We start from the raw sequence: 16854 nt of genomic DNA on the forward strand, positions 1-16854 counted from the left end.
TATGGTATTTAATTGGTGAATCTTTTTTCGAAGATTTGTCGTTCTTAACCAGAGAGTAACATTAACGCGATTTAATCACCTTACTGAGTTTCGAGTATGGGCGAGTTGAACATGCGTTTACAAATTTTGCAGCACACGTCTGAACGTCTCCTGCGGAATGTCGCGATCGTTCTGATTGCCGGTTTTGGTGCCGGGTGCAGTGCCGATACGATGCGCTTCACTGATGGTATCAGTACGGGCTCTACGTCCAGTCAGCGTGTCGCACAGCAGCCGGCTGGCGATCTTTATGCATCCGCGGCTCCTGTAGCTCCCGCTTCCAGCGGTTCGGTCCAGCGCAATTCGCTGCCGCCGGTGACGTCGGCGCCGATGGCCGCGCCTGTCGCGGCAGCGCGCCAGTCCGTTCAGGCTCCGGTTGCAGCGGCATCCAATCACATCCAGAACCAAGTCGGGCAGGCGCAGGACATGGCCGCAAACCGTGTAAACAACACGGTCAACGCAGCCGAAACCAAGGTTGCCAGCGCAGCCACTGCTACGCGCAATACCGTGAACGGCGCGCAGGAAAAGGTTCTGGGCCAGCTTCCAGCTGCCCCGGCTGCACCACGGCCGACGGATAACAATATCGCGGTCGTGCCGCAGGCGCCTGCCGTCAACGGCAAGAAGCCTTCGGCAACCGACATGGCCTCGGCGGGGGCAAATGCTACCACGCCGCCAGCACCGAACGGCACCTATACTGTCAAGAGCGGCGATTCACTCTTCTCCATCGCGCAGAAGCACAATGTGCCTGTCGAGCAGTTGAAGAAGGCCAACGGGCTGTCGAACGGCGCCATCCGCGTCGGTCAGGCCCTCGTAATTCCGTCTGCCGCAGCAGGCAACGCGACACAGGTCGCAGCTGTTTCGCAGCCGCCGGAAAACCCGGCTAAGGCTGCTGTTGCGCCAGCCGCCAATGCCGATGTCAAGCCTTATACGCCGCCGCAGGCGAGCAACAAGGTGATCGAGGATGCCGAAAAGGATCAGGCGGCAGCGCCTTCCTCAACCGGCATTTCCCAGATGCGCTGGCCGGTCCGTGGCCGTATTCTGGCGAGCTTTGGCCAGCGTGACGGCACATCGGTGAGCGACGGCATCGACATAATGGTTCCGGAAGGAACTTCGGTGAAGGCTGCCGAAAATGGCGTCGTCATCTATGCCGGTGACGGCCTCAAGGAGTTCGGTCAGACGGTTCTGATCCGCCACGACAACGGCCTTGTTACCGTTTACGGTCACAACAGCCAGATACTGGTTCAGCGCGGACAGAAAGTCCGTCGCGGCGAAGAAGTTGCAAAGTCGGGCATGAGCGGCAACGCGAAATCTCCGAAGCTGCACTTCGAGGTGCGCAAGAACTCCGCTCCGGTCAATCCGAACAAATATCTGGAATCCTGATCGAGAAGACGGTTCCCGGAGCGCGGTGACAGTTCAACTTGAGAACCTCCCGCTTTAAAAACCACCGAGATAAAAAAGAAGGCGGGCCCCAAGGCCCGCCTTTCTAGTCATGGTGGTATCGTGGTTTCACATCGCTATGCCGAGGCGACCCGCCAGATCCTGTATATATTGCCATGCAACACGGCCCGAGCGGTTTCCGCGTGTGGTGGACCATTCCAGCGCTTCGGCGTGCATCTTTTCGGAATCGTAAGCCAGCTTGAAATAGGCCGCATAGCCATCGACCATGGCGAGATAATCGTCCTGGCTGCATTTATGGAAACCGAGCCAGAGACCGAAGCGGTCAGATAGCGAAACCTTTTCCTCAATGGCTTCCGAAGGGTTGATTGCCGTCGAGCGCTCATTGTCGATCATGTCGCGCGGCATCAGGTGGCGCCGGTTCGAGGTGGCATAGAAGATCACATTGGCTGGACGACCTTCCACGCCGCCTTCGAGCGCCGCCTTGAGCGATTTGTACGACGTGTCGTCGTGATCGAAGGAGAGGTCGTCGCAGAACAGGATGAAGCGATAGTCCGTGTCCTTGATGAGATTCATCAAGGTAGGAAGGCTATCAATGTCCTCGCGGTGGATTTCGATCAGCTTGAGCGGTACCCGCTCCGGCATTTCCGCGTTGACGCTTGCCTGCGCAGCCTTGACGAGCGAGGATTTGCCCATGCCGCGCGCGCCCCAGAGCAGCACATTGTTGGCCGGGAAACCTTTTGCAAAGCGTCGGGTATTGTCCACCAGCTGGTCACGCACCAAATCTACGCCACGGATCAGCGCGATATCCACTCGGTTGACACGCTTGACCGGATCAAGGGTCAGTCGTTCCGGTGCCCAGACGAAGCAGTCTGCGGCATCGAGATCGGGTGTTTTGGCTTCCGGCGGCGCAATGCGTTCCAGAGTGGCGATCAAACGGTCCAGTTTCTGGCTGAGTATGTCTTCGGTCGTCATTTCTTGTCCCTGATGATAGGAATATGGACTTAACATGCCACAGCGGAGGCGAAAAGTGTGCGACCTTGGCACAGGCTGGGTCATCGCCGGTTGCATTTGGCGCGCTAACCATTGTAATGCCGATAATAATTTGTCTTCGAGACTTCAGAGGAGTTCCTAATGTTCGTAACACCGGCTTTCGCTCAGGCATCCGGCGGCGCTGCTGGGCCAGACATGCTCATGAGCATTCTGCCGTTCATCCTGATCTTCGTGATCATGTACTTCCTCATCATCCGCCCGCAGCGGACCCAGATGAAGAAGCGTCAGGAAATGCTGTCTCAGGTTCGTCGCGGCGATACCGTTGTCACCGGCGGCGGCATTGTCGGCAAGGTTCAGAAGGTCGTTGATGACAACGAACTCGAAGTCGAAATTGCTGAAGGCGTTCGCATCCGCGTCATGCGCAGCACCCTGATGGATGTTCGCGTGAAGGGCGAACCTGTCGCCGACAACAAGAACAAGTAATTCTTTTACGACAAGCAGGCCCCGGTAAGATTTCCATAACCGGGGCCTGTGCATTATTCGGCAAGCGCCAGAACGTGCGCGCCACGACGCCGGAGAGCGGTTCGCAACAGGTGAACTCCGGCCTGCTCTATCCAAGCTGATACGGAATTGCTGCTCTATGCTCTATTTTTCACGCTGGAAATCTGCCCTGATCTGGCTCGCGGTTCTCGTGAGCTTCATCATCGCTTCCCCCAACTTTTTCTCGCGTGAAACGCTGGCCAAACTGCCAGGCTTCCTGCCAAAGCAGCAGATCGCCCTCGGGCTGGATCTCTCCGGCGGCTCGCGCCTGGTCCTGCAAGTGCAGAATCCGGGACGAGGGGAACTCGAGCTCACGGCGAACATCATGCGCCAGCGCCTCGAGGAACTGGGATATGGCAAGCCCTTCGTCGAAACGGAAAACCGCAATCAGATTCGGGTTGAAGTTCCTGGCGTCTACGACGCGCAGCTTCTGAAGGACATTCTCAGCGTTCGTGGCAATTTCTCTTTCCGCGCCGTCGACAGCACGATGGGGCCGGATGACGCCATTCGTGGAACGCCGCCGGCCGACAGTGAGGTCATCTACTCCTATGACGATCCGCCTGTCGGTTACCTCGTCAAGAAACAGCCGATCCTGACCGGCGCCAATGTGACCGACGCCAAGGCGACGCTGGCGGACGACGATACGGAACCCGTCATTACGCTGACGCTGGACGATGCGGGCCGAAAGAATCTCGCCGAAGCAACCTCGCAACTGGTTGGCGGAAGCTTTGCCATCGTTGTCGATAACCAGATCGTATCCGCGCCTGCCGTGGATGAAAAGCTCGACACGAATGAGCTGCAGATTTCCGGCGCTTTCGATCTTCAGGCGGCCAACAATATGGCGGTCGTGCTGCGTTCGGGCGCTCTGCCGCAAAACGTGACGGTTCTGGAAGAACGCACGATTGCATCCGCTCTGGGCGAAGATTACGCCAGCGCCGCAGCATTGGCCGCTTTGCTGGCCGCGCTGCTCGTCGGTCTGTTCATGGTCTTGTCCTATGGCATCCTTGGTGTGATCGCGATGATCGCGCTCGCCGTCAACATCATCATCCTTACAGCCATACTTTCGCTGATCGGCGCATCGATCAGCCTTGCAAGTATCGCCGGTCTGGTGCTGACCATAGGTCTGGCCGTTGACGCTCACATCCTGATCTATGAACGTGTGCGCGAAGATCGCCGCAAGGGCTATTCCGTCGTCCAGGCAATGGAATCGGGCTTTTATCGCGCTCTTTTCAACCATCATCGATGCGAACCTTACCACGCTGATTGCGGCGCTCGTCCTGTTCCTGCTCGGCTCGGGAACAGTGCATGGTTTCGCGCTGACGGTCGCGGTCGGTATCGGCACGACGCTCTTCACCACGCTCACCTTCACGCGCCTGCTGATCGCGCAATGGGTGCGCACGGCCAAGCCGAAGGAAGTGCCGAAGCGGCGCCTGAAACTGGTCCCGACGGTAACGCACATTCCCTTCATGCGTCTCCAATTCGTCACGCTTGGCATTTCGGTCCTTGCCTGCGCGATTGTTGTCGCCTTGTTCGTCAATATCGGCTTCAACTATGGCATCGATTTCCGTGGCGGCTCGATGGTCGAACTGCAGGCGCGCAGCGGCGACGCCAATCTGGAGGATATCACCGAGCGGCTTACCGAGCTCAACATCGACAGCGCCCGTGTCCTGCCGGCAAAATCTCCGCGCTCCGCGCTCGTCATCATCGGCAGTCAGGAAGTCGGCGACGATGCAGAACAAACCGTCGCCGTGAAGCTGCGCGGTGAGTTCGAGCAGGATTATTCATTCCAGCGCGTCGAAGTCGTTGGACCGACCGTTTCGGAACAGCTATCCCGCGCCGGCATTCTGGCGGTCATTCTGTCGCTGATCGGCATCTTCATTTACGTGTGGGTCCGGTTCCGCTGGCAGCTTGCGCTTGGTGCGGTGCTGTCTACCCTGCACGACGTCATCATTCTGGCGGGCATGTTCATCGTGTTCCGCATGGAATTCAATCTGTGGAGCGTCGCGGCAATCCTGACCATCATCGGCTATTCGCTGAACGATACGGTGGTGATCTACGACCGCGTGCGCGAGAACCTGCGCGTCTATAAAAGCGCGCCGCTGCCTGCCATCATCGACGCCTCGATCAACCAGACGCTGTCGCGTACCTTGCTGACGTCCTTCGTGACATTCCTCGCACATATCCCGCTTTATGCCTTTGGCGGCGCGGATATTCGCAGTTTCGCGCTGGCATTGAGCGTGGGTATTATAGTGGCAAGCTACTCGTCGATCTTCATCGCGGCTCCTTTGCTGGTCCAGTTCGGCCTCAAGCCGCGCGGACCGAATGAGTCCAGCGATTCCATGGACGACGAATTGGCGCAATCGCTGAATTTGGAAAGCTGACAATGGCCCATGGGATAGAGATAAGAGAGGCCCATTTTCCCGGCCGCGCGCCCATTGATGCCTATGGCAATGGGGGCTTTCGCTTTGCGGAAATGTCGCATCGCGGATCGATCCTGTGTCTCCCCTCGGGAATTCACGGCTGGGAACCCGCCACGCCGCCCTTGCTGGCTAAAGCCGATCTGGAAATGATCCTGGAACAGGCATCCGATATTGAAATCCTGCTGGTAGGCACGGGCATGGATCTGCGCCGGATTCCCGAAGACGTTCGCGCCATCTTGCGCGACCATCGCATTTCTTCCGATCCAATGAGCACCGGCGCTGCCGTTCGCACCTATAATGTGCTTCTGGCCGAAGATCGTGCGGTTGCGGCGGCGCTGATTGCTGTAGATTGATACCATGAACGAGAATGAGGCACATTGCCTGGCACTGCTTCGCGAAGCTGACCGGGATCGCTACCTTTCGGTACTTTACGCGCCGGAAGACCGTCGCGGCGGTCTGGCTGCACTATACGCGTTCAATGCCGAAATTGCGCGTATTCGCGAACTGGTCCACGAACCGCTGCCGGGAGAGGTGCGCCTGCAATGGTGGCGTGATCTGATCAACGGCGAGGCGAGGGGCAGCGCAGAAGCGCATCCCGTTGCCGCAGCCCTTATCGGAACAATCGACAAATATGAATTGCCCCGAGCAGCCTTCGACAATTACTGCGAAGCGCGCATCTTTGATCTTTATGACGATCCGATGCCGAGCCGCAACGATCTGGAAGGTTATTGCGGGGAAACCGCTTCGGCGATCATCCAGCTGGCCGGTTTTATACTGGACCGGGACGCGGCGCAGGCACAGACCGAGACAACCGGCCATGCCGGCGTCGCGCAGGCCGTGACCGGTTTGCTTCGTCTCATGCCCATTCATCGGCGGCGTGGGCAACTCTATGTCCCGGCGGATATGTTGCAGGCGGTGGGTGTGACTCGCGAGGTCTTCCTTGCCGGTGAAGACAAAGCGGCCACCGGACGCGTCATCAGCATCATGCTGGCTTTCGCGCGGGAGCATCTGGCGATTTTTGAGAAAAGCAAGTCGCAACTGCCGAAGAGCCTTGCTCCGGCATTTTTGCCTTTGGCGCTTGTCCCGGCCTATCTGCGAGCAATCGAGCGCCTTGGCACCGAGACTGTGGAGAAGGTGGCGGACATTTCGGCTATTCGGAAACAATGGCTGATGTTCAGAGCCAGTTTCTAAGCATTCAAAAAGGAGAGGCTTCAGTCCATTCGAACTGAAGCCCATCGCAATATCACTCGGCCAACCCAAGCCATTGCCTACAATCAGCCAGAGCACGCGCGGAAAGCGCACGCTTCTTGGCAATTGTCTTTTCCTTGCCGCGCAGGCGCTTGCCTTCAGGCTTGGGAACATCAACAGGCGGGAACAGGCCGAAATTGACATTCATCGGCTGGAACGAACGTTTACCGGGTTCGTCATCCGCCACGATATGCCCACCCGTAATATGCCCGAGCAGGGCACCGAATGCGGTGGTTCCCGGAGGCGGCGTCAGTGTCTGTCCAAGCTTTTCCGCAGCAGTGAAACGGCCTGCCAGCAAGCCGATCGCTGACGATTCCACATAGCCTTCGCAGCCCGTAACCTGACCGGCAAAGCGCAGTGTCTCGCGTGATTTCAGTCGAAGCGTAGCGTCGAGCAGCACGGGAGAATTCAGATAAGTGTTGCGGTGAAGGCCGCCGAGACGCGCAAATTCCGCATTTTCCAGACCCGGAATCATTTTGAAGATGCCTGTCTGCGAGCCATATTTCAGCTTCGTCTGGAAGCCGACCATGTTGTAGAGCGTGCCGAGCGCATTGTCCTGGCGAAGCTGCACGACAGCATAGGGCTTTACAGTCGGGTTATGCGCATTGGTAAGGCCCATCGGCTTCATCGGGCCGTGGCGCAAGGTTTCCGGCCCCCGTTCGGCCATGACCTCGATCGGCAGGCAGCCATCGAAATAGGGTGTGCCTTCCCACTCCTTGAAGTCGGTCTTGTCGCCTTCAACCAGTGCGGCGACGAAGGCCTCATACTGCTCCTTGTCCATCGGGCAGTTGATATAGTCCTTGCCGGTGCCGCCGGGGCCAACCTTGTCATAGCGGGACTGGAACCAGCACACATCCATATTGATCGAATCAAAATGGATGATCGGCGCAATGGCATCGAAGAAGGCCAGAGCGTCCGCGCCGGTTTGCGCCTGAATGGCCTCCGCCAGTGAAGGCGCGGTCAGGGGGCCAGTGGCAACGATGGTCGTGCCCCATTCCGCCGGAGGCAGGCCGGTGACTTCTTCCCGAACAATGGTAATCAGCGGATGGGCTTCAAGCCTGGCCGTGACGGCTTGCGAAAAGCCTTCGCGGTCGACGGCCAGCGCACCGCCAGCTGGAACCTGATGTGCATCGGCGCAAGCCATGATGAGCGAACCGGCGAGGCGCATCTCGGCATGAAGGACGCCGACGGCATTGGTTTCGGCATCATCCGAGCGGAATGAATTGGAACAGACCAGCTCGGCAAGCTGCTCGGTCTTGTGGGCATCGGTGCCGCGCACGGGGCGCATTTCGTGCAGTATGACGGGCACGCCCGCCTGCGCGAGCTGCCATGCAGCTTCAGAACCGGCAAGGCCGCCGCCGACGACGTGAACGGGAGTAAGATCGGATGTGTTTGACATGGCCATTCCCATATCGCCTTTGCAGGGCGCCTTCAATGGAGAAGGCTGGCTAGACGGGAAAGGAGCCGCAAAAAGAAATGGCATCCGTCGCGGGAGGAGGAGCGACGGATGCCATTATAGTAAGACCGGTGTTGGGAGGAGGAGAACCGGTCTTGTTATCGCCAAACCTGGGAGGAGGATGGTTTGGCGATGAACCAAGTCTGGTGGGAGGAGGAGCCAGACTTGGAGAAATCCCTATCGGGAAAATTATGAGGCCCGTTGAATTAGCGAGCCTTGGTCTGGCGAGCCACGAACGGAATGTCCGCGCGGGAGATGCCAAGATCGTTCAGCTCACGGGTGGAGAGCTGGCTGAGTTCATTGACGGTGTCGCGGTAACGGCGCCAGTTGTTGTAAGAGCGAAGCAGGTTCATCGTGCTATTCCTTCATCGTTGAGGAACTGGAGTTCTGTTCAATTCATCTCGTTTGTTGCCCATGATATAAGCTATTGTTTTCGCAGGTTGCAGACCCGACTTTGCATAGCTGCCTTGCGGGCTCTGCACGTCACCCTAAATCGATTAGAGTGGCAGGGCACAAAATTGCCGCAAAGCGATTTGATCCACTCTTTGCCGGCTGCGCGGTTTCCTATATGTTCTCAACCGCTTACGGTTGCGGCAGCAACAACTGACGGAATGAGCAGGAGCTAATTTGTCATTTTCCATTTCTGTTGAACGCCTGATAGAGCGATGGCAGCGGGACGGCCTGATCGATGCGGAGACTGCATCGAAACTGAATGCCGACCTTGAAAAACGAGCTTCGGTCTTCAGTCTCGGTTCCGTTCTGGCCACCCTTGGCGGGCTGCTCCTTGGTGCAGCCGTTATCATGCTCGTCGCCGCCAACTGGCAGGAAATGCCGCGTCTTATGCGCATCGGCCTCATATTCGTTCTTATATGGGCAAGCTATCTCGGTGGTGCGTGGCGGCAAGCGCGGGGTGACAAGCTGTTTCCGCCAGTATGCTATATTGTAGGCGCTGCATCCTTCGGAGCGGGGCTGGCGCTTGTAGGGCAAATGTATCATTTGTCCGGCGACATCCATTCCGCGGCAATCTACTGGTCTGTCGGTGTCCTGATTTCGGCCTTTCTTCTGCGCGCCCCGGTGCTGGCTGCATTTGGGGCAGCCGTCGCCTGCTTCTATCTTTCGACATATGTGTTCGACACGTCATCTTATGATGACTTGACCTATCGCTGGGTCGGACCGCTGCTATTGGCGTTCGGTGCCGCTGCGGCGTTGTTCACGCACTCGCGGCATGCGGCGCACCTGTGGGCGATGTTCTCCATAGGCTGGGCTTTGCTCATCTATGCGGAGCGCGAAAGCAATACCGTGCTGGTGCTTATGCTGATCGTGGGTATTGGTCTCATACTGGCCGACGGTTTTGCCCATGCAACAATGCAGAGACTGACCCGCTTCGCTCATCCGCTCGCGGCCTATGGCCTGCTTCTGGCGCTGCTGTCGCTCGTCACGCTTCAACTCAACCAGATGTTTTCCTATTCCAGCATTTCCGCAGGTCTGGACAGGGATATAGTATATAGCATCTTCATTCTGGCGCTTGCGATCGGAGCGATTGCGGTAGCCGGGCGGAACAATGGCGGGTTGCGCTCCATCGCCTATGCCGCATTTTCGATCCAGGTTCTCTATCTGGCTTTCGAAACGGTCGGCACGATGATCGGCACCTCCGGCTTCTTCCTGACTGCGGGCATTCTGGTCCTGCTGCTGGCGGCATTCGTGCGGCGCATGGAGAACCGGTTCGGAAGGAAAAGCAGCGTGGAGGTGCATCCATGACCACCCGGTTCAGATGGCTCTATGTAGGGGCGGCCATAACCGCATTGCTGCAAACGGGCATTCTTTATGCCGCCATTGAAAAGCGCGCCTCGATCCTGCGCTCCGGCGCGGAAGTGACGCTCCAGACGGAGCCTTTCGACCCGCGTGATCTGATGCGTGGTGACTATGTCGTTCTTGCCTACGAGATTTCCAGCCTCGCGAGGAAGGAGATCGGCGGTACGCCTTCCGCCGGTTCGCGAGCCGTCTATGTGGCGGTAAAGCCCGACGCCAACGGCATAGCGCGGATTTCACGCGCTTCATTCGCTCCTCTTTCGGACCTTGCTGCGGACGAAGTGCAGATTCGCGGCGAAGCCGCATCCTCCATATCCGATGATCCGCAATCGAATGTTCGTCTCAATTTCGGCATCGAACGATATTATGTACCTGAAGGGCAGGGACGGGCGATCGAGGACAGCCAGCGAGAGCGTCGCATCACCGCCGTTGTTGCGGTCGATCCGAAAGGCGCGCCGGTCATCAAAGCCCTGCAAGACGATGGAAGGCAGCTCTATCAGGAGCCGCTATATTGACCCTGACGGCACCTCCTTTTTGAAAAGGGTTGGCTGATGTCACAGGATCGCTATATAGAGGCGGAAAAGGGCAGCCAGAGCGAACCCGGTAATTCTCTCCGGGAAGGTGGCTTTTTTCCTTTGAACCGGGAAAATTGGATGATATAGAGACGCGCGCTTTCGAGGGGCGGTTCAATATCTGAGACGAATAATGGTGTGTTCTGAGGAACGCGCTTCGGTTCAGAAGCGGATGTGGCGAAATTGGTAGACGCACCAGATTTAGGTTCTGGCGGGAGACCGTGGGGGTTCGAGTCCCTCCATCCGCACCAACTGCCATAAGGCAAAAGAATTTCTCTCCCGCGACAAGGCAAGAAAGCCGGTGACGGCGGGACAATGACAAGAAGTGAAGGTTTGAACATGCAGGTTACCGAAACGCTCAATGAAGGGCTGAAGCGCGAGATCAAAGTCGTGGTTCCGGCCAAGGACCTCGAAGCCAAGCTCTCGGAGCGGCTCGAAACTGCGCGCGGTCGCGCCAAGATCAACGGCTTCCGTCCGGGCAAGGTTCCTGCAGGTCATCTGCGCAAGATGTACGGCAAGTCCTTCATGGCCGAGATCGTCAACGAAATCCTCAACGATTCGTCGCGCTCGATTCTCGCTGACCGTAACGAAAAGTCGGCCACCCAGCCTGAAGTCATCATGTCTGAAGACGAAAAAGAGGCCGAAAAGGTTCTCGACGGCAAGGCCGATTTCGTTTTCTCGCTGAACTACGAAGTTCTGCCGGCAATCGAAGTCAAGGACTTCTCCAAGATCGCCGTTACCCGTGAAGTCGTCGATATTTCCGATGAGGAAGTCGACGAGCAGGTCAAGCGCATCGCTTCTTCGACCCGCACCTTCGAAACCAAGAAGGGCAAGGCAGAAAACGAAGATCGCGTTACCATCGATTACCTGGGCAAGCTCGACGGCGAGCCGTTCGAAGGCGGCGCCGACAACGACGCGCAGCTTGTTCTCGGTTCCGGCCAGTTCATTCCGGGCTTCGAAGAGCAGCTCGTTGGCCTCAAGGCTGGCGACGAGAAGGTCATCAACGTTACGTTCCCTGCTGAATACGGTGCCGCTCACCTGGCTGGCAAGGAAGCTACCTTTGACATCAAGGTCAAGGAAGTTGCCAAGCCGAACGAACTCGTTCTTGATGACGAAGCCGCAAAGAAGCTCGGCATCGAATCGCTTGAGCGTCTGCGTCAGGTTGTTCGCGAACAGATCGAAAGCCAGTACGGCCAGATCACCCGCCAGAAGGTAAAGCGTCAGATTCTCGATGCGCTGGACGGTGACTACCAGTTCGAAACGCCGCAGAAGCTTGTTGACGCTGAGTTCAACAACATCTGGCAGCAGATCAACTTCGACCTGCAGCAGGCTGGCCGCACGTTCGAAGACGAAGAGACCACCGAAGAAGCTGCTCGCGAAGAATATCGCAAGCTCGCTGAACGTCGCGTTCGTCTTGGCCTCGTTCTCTCCGAAATCGGCGAGAAGGCAGGCGTGGAAGTGACGGAAGAAGAACTGCAGCGCGCTGTTTACGACCAGGTTCGTCGCTATCCGGGCCAGGAAAAGGAAATCTACGAATTCCTGCGCAAGACGCCGGATGCCGTTGCCAACCTGCGCGCCCCGATCTTCGAAGAAAAGGTCGTCGACCATCTGCTCGCCAACATCAGCGTGACCGACAAGAAGGTTTCGAAGGAAGAGCTGACGGCTGAAGACGAAGATGCAGCTTCGGAAGCAAAGCCTGCCAAGAAGGCTGCCGCGAAGAAGAAGGCTGCTCCCAAGAAGAAGGCCGACGAAGACAAGTCCGAAGAGGCTTAATTCTTCCTGGTTTGATTTATATGAAAAGGCCGCGCACTGCGCGGCCTTTTCATTTCAAGTGCAATTCGCGGTCGAGGGTGTGACATGAATGGACTGTCATATCTCCATCTGGAACTGACGATGCACGAAGAGCCACGCCAACCTGCATGGCCAGCCGATGTCAGCATAGCCGCGTTCTCTCACGAATATGCACGCGCCACCCATGATTTGCTGGTTCGTGCCTATGCCAATGGAGGCGGCTCGGTTGCCGGTTTCGACAACTGGTACAATGGGCTGATAACCGATAATGAGTACGATCCCGAGCTGGCCGTTCTGGTTCTCGATCAGGCCCATCGGTCTGTCGATTTGTGCAGTGCTGGAATAGCGCTTTCATTAAGGATCTGGTTGTCGATCCAGGCAGGCGGCGGGAAGGTTTGGGGGAAGCGCTTTTGGTTCATGTGCTTCGCCTTTTCTGCCACCGCAGTCAGACAACAGTTAGTTTGAAAGTGGAGCGGGATAACCCTTCTGGCGCCGAAAAACTTTACAGGCGTCTAGGTTTTAGCGAAGTCCCGGCTGCGAAGCTGCATACGAAAGCTTGAGCAAATCACGCTGAAGGGCAGAGAAGGCTTGCCAGTCTTCGCCGTTTGTTTTAGCCAAAGTCAGGTAGAATTTTTGCTGCGCATTGCGTTGCACAGGAAGAGATAGACGAGTTACTATGACCCTTATTGATACGCGCACGCCGGAACCGAAACGCTTCATTTCCGGCGCGACGGGCGACTGGGAAGTCGTCATCGGCATGGAAGTCCATGCGCAGGTCACGTCAGAATCCAAGCTGTTTTCCGGCGCCTCCACTTCGTTTGGTGCGGAGCCTAATTCCAATGTTTCTCTGGTTGATGCGGCCATGCCGGGCATGTTGCCGGTCATCAATCTGGAATGCGTCAAGCAGGCGGTACGCACGGGCATCGGGCTCAATGCCCAGATCAATCTGAAGTCGGTTTTCGATCGCAAGAACTATTTCTATCCGGATTTGCCGCAGGGCTATCAGATTTCGCAGTTCAAGCAGCCGATCGTCGGCGAGGGCAAGATCATGATTTCGGTCGGCCCGGACAATAAGGGCCAGTTCGAAGACGTGGAAATCGGCATCGAGCGCCTGCATCTGGAGCAGGATGCGGGCAAGTCCATGCACGACCAGCATCCGACCATGTCCTATGTCGACTTGAACCGTTCAGGCGTGGCGCTGATGGAAATCGTGTCGAAGCCGGACCTGCGCTCGTCGGATGAAGCGCGCGCCTATCTCACCAAGCTGCGCACGATTGTCCGTTATCTTGGCACTTGCGACGGCAATATGGACGAAGGCTCGATGCGCGCCGACGTGAACGTTTCCGTTCGTCGTCCCGGTGGCGAATTCGGCACGCGCTGCGAAATCAAGAACGTCAACTCGATCCGTTTCGTCGGACAGGCCATCGAGTATGAAGCGCGCCGCCAGATAGCGATTCTTGAGGATGGCGGTTCCATCGATCAGGAAACACGCCTGTTCGATCCGGTTAAGGGTGAAACACGTTCGATGCGCTCCAAGGAAGAAGCGCATGACTACCGCTATTTCCCCGACCCCGATCTGCTGCCGCTCGAGTTCGATCAGGCCTTCGTCGACGCGTTGGCCGCAGAACTGCCGGAATTGCCGGACGTCAAGAAGCAGCGCCTCGTGGAAACGCAAGGCATTTCCGTTTACGACGCCTCCATCCTCGTGACCGAGAAGGCGATTGCTGACTACTATGAGGCAGTTGCTGCCGGTCGCGACGGGAAGGCTGCTGCAAACTGGGTCATCAACGATCTCCTTGGCGCGCTGAACCGGGCGGGCAAGGATATCGAGGAATCGCCGATTACTCCTGATCAGCTCGGCGCGATCATCGATCTCATCAAGGAAGGCACGATTTCCGGCAAGATCGCTAAAGACCTTTTCGAGATCGTCTGGAATGAAGGCGGAGACCCGAAGAAGCTCGTTGAAGAACGCGGCATGAAGCAGGTCACGGATACCGGCGCCATCGAAAAGGCCGTCGACGACGTTATCGCCGCCAACCCGGAAAAGGTCGAGCAGGCGAAAGCCAAGCCGACACTGGCTGGCTGGTTCGTCGGTCAGGTCATGAAGGCAACGGGCGGCAAGGCCAACCCGCAATCCGTCAATGAACTGGTCAAGGCCAAGCTCGGGATCGAAGAGTAATGTGGGTCAGGAGCGCGACAGAATCCGATCTCAAGGCAGTAAATGACCTGCTCGTATCGACCTGGCACGCGACCTTCGATGATCTTCTCGGGCGGGAAATGGTGAATGCCGTTACCGCCCAGTGGCACAGCATCGCCGTGCTGAAGGCCAATCTCAAGAAGCCTTACTCGGAGTTCATTGTTACCGATAATGGCAATGGCGGTATCGACGGAATGGCTTTTGCCAGTCAGTCGGAAGAAAGCAAGGCTTCGCTGCATCAGCTTTATGTTCGCCCCGATGCACAGGTTCAGGGTATCGGGACGATGCTTCTCGCTGAAATCGAGATGGCTTTTCCGGGTGTCCGGACGATGAAGCTCGAAGTGATCGAGAGAAACACCAAAGCGGTGACTTTCTATGAGCGCAAGGGCTACAGCAAGGTCGGCCGTAATGAAGATTGGGGCGATCCCAATTGCAAGGAACCTGTGCTGGTGATGGAAAAGTCACTCGAAGGCTGGAGCATGTAAAGCGTGTCACTTCAAGCGGGGACCGTTTTGGGGATCAAGACATGCGGAAATATAAAAGCCTGAAGCGCGCAGCGCTTTGGCTCTTCATACTCTTGTGACAGCGGCAACTTGACCCTTGCCATGGCCGGGCGATAGGGCCATAAGCAAGAAAACCCGGTGGTTCCGATCACCCGTGGCAATGATGGATCTGGAATAGGTCATGAAGAAATTTATTACGCAAGTTTTCACCTGGTGGAACGGTCAGACGCTCGGTACGCGGTTTCATACGTGGCGCAAGGGCGAGCGGGTCGGCGAGGACGAGTTCGGCAATATCTATTATCAGGGCGGCAAGGATTCCGAAGGCCGCACGCGCCGCTGGGTAATCTTCAATGGCTATGCGGAAGCAAGCGCTATTCCTCCCGGCTGGCACGGCTGGATGCATCATCGGGTCGATACGCCGCCGTCCAAGGAAGACTATCGTCCGCGCGAATGGCAGAAGCCGCATCTGCAGAACCTTACCGGTTCTCCTCTGGCTTATCGTCCGAAGGGCGCTATTGCCCGTCCGGGTGCGGAGCCTGCGGAACGTCCGCGTGTGACCGGCGAGTACGATGCCTGGACGCCGGGCAACTGATAATCTGTTTCGGTTCTTCTCCGGCGCGTTAATCCGCGCCGGATTTCTTATGTCCGCCTTTTGACGCCATCGCGAAAAGGCTTGAGGATAGATGGTTTGCTTCACGCCCCGGGGCTGCATTGCGGCTTGCGACAGGGCAACGAATCGTCACAATTCATGCTTAGGAATTGTTCCAGCTTAATTTAACCCTTTGGATGCGGATCTCCGTTTTGACGAAGCAATCTCCCGGCAACGGAAAAAACTCGATCAAAAGGGCTGTTCAGCTTGCCCTGATCTCGTTCATGGCGACTGCCAGCTGCTTTCAGGCAGCGATGGCCGAACGCATTACCAATCCGGTTGCGGAGTTCTCGGGTCTCGACAAAATCACAGGCCGCATCACAACCTTTGATGTGTACATCAATGAGACCGTTCAGTTCGGCGCGCTCCAGGTGACGCCGAAAGTCTGTTATTCGCGTACGGAGAATGAAGCGCCACGCACGGACGGCTTCGTTCAGGTCGATGAGATTACGCTGGATCGGAAAATACGCCGTATCTTTACCGGCTGGATGTTTGCCGATAGCCCCGGCCTCAATGCTGTCGAGCACCCAATCTATGACGTCTGGCTGAAGGACTGCAAGCAGAAGTCGGAAGTGCCTCCGCCCGATCAGCGCAAATAAACCAGCCTTTTGTTGCGCATCATTCTCTGCAAGCCGTAGGCAGTGTGCTCTAGAAACGCGCTATTCCGTCGAGCGCCGTTTCCAGCAGTTTCTCGTATTTCTTCCTTGGAACTTCCACGGCGCCGAATCTCTCAAGATGCGGCGTGGTGAACTGGGTGTCGAGAAGAACGAAGCCTCGGCTGACCAGATGCTGGACCAGATAGGCCAGACAGACCTTGGACGCATCCCGCTTGCGCGTAAACATGCTCTCGCCGAAAAAGGCGCGTCCGAGCGTGACGCCGTAAAGTCCGCCGACAAGCTTGCCGTCATGCCACGCTTCGACTGTATGGCAATGCCCGATCTCGAACAGTTTTCGGTAGGCCTCGCGGATTGGACCATTGATCCACGTGCGCGCGCGCTCGCCAGTTCCGCTGGCGCACCCTTCGATCACGCCATCGAAATCGCTATCGAGCTTTATGTCGAAAATGCCCTGTCGGATCGTTTTCTGGAGGCTTTTGGGAATATGGAAGCCATCAAGGGGGATAACGCCACGCCTCTCGGGACGAACCCAGAAGACTTCCGGATCGTGGGCTTCTTCGGCCATGGGAAATATTCCCGTGGCGTAGGCCCGCAGGAGCAGCTCCGGTTCGATTGAATAGTCGTCCGG

17 protein-coding genes, 1 tRNA gene and 1 pseudogene are annotated in these 16854 nt (G+C 57.1%); 14 read left to right on the forward strand and 5 right to left on the reverse strand.

What is annotated here, in order from left to right:
• Positions 1-96: 96 nt before the first annotated feature.
• Positions 97-1416, forward strand: a complete 1320-nt coding sequence (dipM, locus tag OINT_RS04910) for a cell division endopeptidase DipM (protein ID WP_006466670.1) — start codon at positions 97-99, stop codon at positions 1414-1416.
• 126 nt (positions 1417-1542) lie between these two features.
• Here dipM and OINT_RS04915 read toward each other — a convergent pair whose 3' ends face one another.
• Complete coding sequence (locus OINT_RS04915; RefSeq protein WP_021585059.1) at positions 1543-2406, reverse strand: ATP-binding protein; 864 nt, start codon at positions 2404-2406, stop codon at positions 1543-1545.
• A 159-nt stretch (positions 2407-2565) separates the two neighbouring features.
• Here OINT_RS04915 and yajC point away from each other — a divergent pair, with 159 nt between their 5' ends.
• The 4 genes and pseudogenes from yajC (at position 2566) to OINT_RS04935 (ending at position 6575) form a co-directional block, all read left to right on the forward strand.
• Positions 2566-2907 (forward strand): preprotein translocase subunit YajC, encoded by a 342-nt coding sequence (yajC, locus tag OINT_RS04920; protein WP_006466672.1) that lies wholly within the window; start codon positions 2566-2568, stop codon positions 2905-2907.
• Positions 2908-3064: 157 nt separating this feature from the next.
• Positions 3065-5345 (forward strand): annotated as a pseudogene (secDF, locus tag OINT_RS04925) (protein translocase subunit SecDF).
• 2 nt (positions 5346-5347) lie between these two features.
• On the forward strand, positions 5348-5737 hold the full coding sequence (locus tag OINT_RS04930; RefSeq protein ID WP_006466673.1) for an Mth938-like domain-containing protein: 390 nt from the start codon (positions 5348-5350) through the stop codon (positions 5735-5737).
• Between the two features lie 4 nt (positions 5738-5741).
• Entirely contained in the window at positions 5742-6575 is an 834-nt protein-coding gene (locus OINT_RS04935) for a phytoene/squalene synthase family protein (RefSeq protein WP_006466674.1), read from the forward strand.
• A 52-nt stretch (positions 6576-6627) separates the two neighbouring features.
• On the opposite strand, the gene trmFO is transcribed toward OINT_RS04935, so the two are convergent.
• Positions 6628-8031, reverse strand: coding sequence for a methylenetetrahydrofolate--tRNA-(uracil(54)-C(5))-methyltransferase (FADH(2)-oxidizing) TrmFO (trmFO, locus tag OINT_RS04940; protein ID WP_006472116.1), 1404 nt, complete (start codon positions 8029-8031; stop codon positions 6628-6630).
• Between the two features lie 263 nt (positions 8032-8294).
• Positions 8295-8441, reverse strand: a complete 147-nt coding sequence (locus tag OINT_RS22800; protein WP_006466676.1) for a DUF1127 domain-containing protein — start codon at positions 8439-8441, stop codon at positions 8295-8297.
• A 274-nt stretch (positions 8442-8715) separates the two neighbouring features.
• Between OINT_RS22800 and OINT_RS04945 the strand changes: the two genes are divergently transcribed.
• From OINT_RS04945 to tig, 4 genes are all read left to right on the forward strand, one after another.
• Positions 8716-9846: a DUF2157 domain-containing protein gene (locus tag OINT_RS04945; protein WP_006466677.1), complete on the forward strand. Its 1131-nt coding sequence runs from the start codon at positions 8716-8718 to the stop codon at positions 9844-9846.
• Complete coding sequence (locus tag OINT_RS04950) at positions 9843-10412, forward strand: GDYXXLXY domain-containing protein (RefSeq protein ID WP_006466678.1); 570 nt, start codon at positions 9843-9845, stop codon at positions 10410-10412. The genes OINT_RS04945 and OINT_RS04950 overlap by 4 nt, the downstream gene beginning before the upstream one ends.
• A gap of 225 nt (positions 10413-10637) precedes the next feature.
• Positions 10638-10720 (forward strand) — tRNA-Leu (locus OINT_RS04955).
• Positions 10721-10808: 88 nt separating this feature from the next.
• Entirely contained in the window at positions 10809-12242 is a 1434-nt protein-coding gene (gene tig, locus OINT_RS04960) for a trigger factor (RefSeq protein ID WP_031352424.1), read from the forward strand.
• A 96-nt stretch (positions 12243-12338) separates the two neighbouring features.
• On the opposite strand, the gene OINT_RS24355 is transcribed toward tig, so the two are convergent.
• The gene (locus OINT_RS24355; RefSeq protein WP_022567806.1) at positions 12339-12575 is read right to left on the reverse strand and encodes a hypothetical protein; all 237 of its coding nucleotides are present in this window, start codon (positions 12573-12575) and stop codon (positions 12339-12341) included.
• 14 nt (positions 12576-12589) lie between these two features.
• Between OINT_RS24355 and OINT_RS24045 the strand changes: the two genes are divergently transcribed.
• The 5 genes from OINT_RS24045 to OINT_RS04985 all read left to right on the forward strand — a co-directional run bounded on the left by OINT_RS24045 (position 12590) and on the right by OINT_RS04985 (position 16208).
• Positions 12590-12820 (forward strand): GNAT family N-acetyltransferase, encoded by a 231-nt coding sequence (locus OINT_RS24045; RefSeq protein WP_328284836.1) that lies wholly within the window; start codon positions 12590-12592, stop codon positions 12818-12820.
• 116 nt (positions 12821-12936) lie between these two features.
• On the forward strand, positions 12937-14439 hold the full coding sequence (gene gatB / locus OINT_RS04970; protein ID WP_006472121.1) for an Asp-tRNA(Asn)/Glu-tRNA(Gln) amidotransferase subunit GatB: 1503 nt from the start codon (positions 12937-12939) through the stop codon (positions 14437-14439).
• Positions 14439-14942 (forward strand): GNAT family N-acetyltransferase, encoded by a 504-nt coding sequence (locus OINT_RS04975; RefSeq protein WP_006466682.1) that lies wholly within the window; start codon positions 14439-14441, stop codon positions 14940-14942. The genes gatB and OINT_RS04975 overlap by 1 nt, the downstream gene beginning before the upstream one ends.
• A gap of 199 nt (positions 14943-15141) precedes the next feature.
• Positions 15142-15552 carry an NADH:ubiquinone oxidoreductase subunit NDUFA12 gene (locus OINT_RS04980; RefSeq protein ID WP_006466683.1) on the forward strand — a complete coding sequence of 137 codons (411 nt, stop codon included), beginning with the start codon at positions 15142-15144 and terminating at the stop codon, positions 15550-15552.
• 194 nt (positions 15553-15746) lie between these two features.
• Positions 15747-16208: a DUF2155 domain-containing protein gene (locus OINT_RS04985; RefSeq protein ID WP_021585073.1), complete on the forward strand. Its 462-nt coding sequence runs from the start codon at positions 15747-15749 to the stop codon at positions 16206-16208.
• A 49-nt stretch (positions 16209-16257) separates the two neighbouring features.
• Here OINT_RS04985 and aat read toward each other — a convergent pair whose 3' ends face one another.
• The gene (gene aat, locus OINT_RS04990) at positions 16258-16827 is read right to left on the reverse strand and encodes a leucyl/phenylalanyl-tRNA--protein transferase (protein ID WP_031352423.1); all 570 of its coding nucleotides are present in this window, start codon (positions 16825-16827) and stop codon (positions 16258-16260) included.
• Positions 16828-16854: the final 27 nt, after the last annotated feature.

Source organism: Brucella intermedia LMG 3301, from assembly GCF_000182645.1.
Classification (GTDB): Bacteria; Pseudomonadota; Alphaproteobacteria; order Rhizobiales; family Rhizobiaceae; genus Brucella; species Brucella intermedia.

Bases quoted from the DNA above. Each gene is read 5' to 3' on its own strand.
- dipM (WP_006466670.1), top strand. From the start codon at position 97: ATGGGCGAGTTGAACATGCGTTTACAAATTTTGCAGCACACGTCTGAA.
- OINT_RS04915 (WP_021585059.1), bottom strand. From the start codon at position 2,406: ATGACGACCGAAGACATACTCAGCCAGAAACTGGACCGTTTGATCGCC.
- yajC (WP_006466672.1), top strand. From the start codon at position 2,566: ATGTTCGTAACACCGGCTTTCGCTCAGGCATCCGGCGGCGCTGCTGGG.
- OINT_RS04930 (WP_006466673.1), top strand. From the start codon at position 5,348: ATGGCCCATGGGATAGAGATAAGAGAGGCCCATTTTCCCGGCCGCGCG.
- OINT_RS04935 (WP_006466674.1), top strand. From the start codon at position 5,742: ATGAACGAGAATGAGGCACATTGCCTGGCACTGCTTCGCGAAGCTGAC.
- trmFO (WP_006472116.1), bottom strand. From the start codon at position 8,031: ATGTCAAACACATCCGATCTTACTCCCGTTCACGTCGTCGGCGGCGGC.
- OINT_RS22800 (WP_006466676.1), bottom strand. From the start codon at position 8,441: ATGAACCTGCTTCGCTCTTACAACAACTGGCGCCGTTACCGCGACACC.
- OINT_RS04950 (WP_006466678.1), top strand. From the start codon at position 9,843: ATGACCACCCGGTTCAGATGGCTCTATGTAGGGGCGGCCATAACCGCA.
- tig (WP_031352424.1), top strand. From the start codon at position 10,809: ATGCAGGTTACCGAAACGCTCAATGAAGGGCTGAAGCGCGAGATCAAA.
- OINT_RS24355 (WP_022567806.1), bottom strand. From the start codon at position 12,575: ATGGGCCTGATCGAGAACCAGAACGGCCAGCTCGGGATCGTACTCATT.
- gatB (WP_006472121.1), top strand. From the start codon at position 12,937: ATGACCCTTATTGATACGCGCACGCCGGAACCGAAACGCTTCATTTCC.
- OINT_RS04975 (WP_006466682.1), top strand. From the start codon at position 14,439: ATGTGGGTCAGGAGCGCGACAGAATCCGATCTCAAGGCAGTAAATGAC.
- OINT_RS04980 (WP_006466683.1), top strand. From the start codon at position 15,142: ATGAAGAAATTTATTACGCAAGTTTTCACCTGGTGGAACGGTCAGACG.
- OINT_RS04985 (WP_021585073.1), top strand. From the start codon at position 15,747: ATGCGGATCTCCGTTTTGACGAAGCAATCTCCCGGCAACGGAAAAAAC.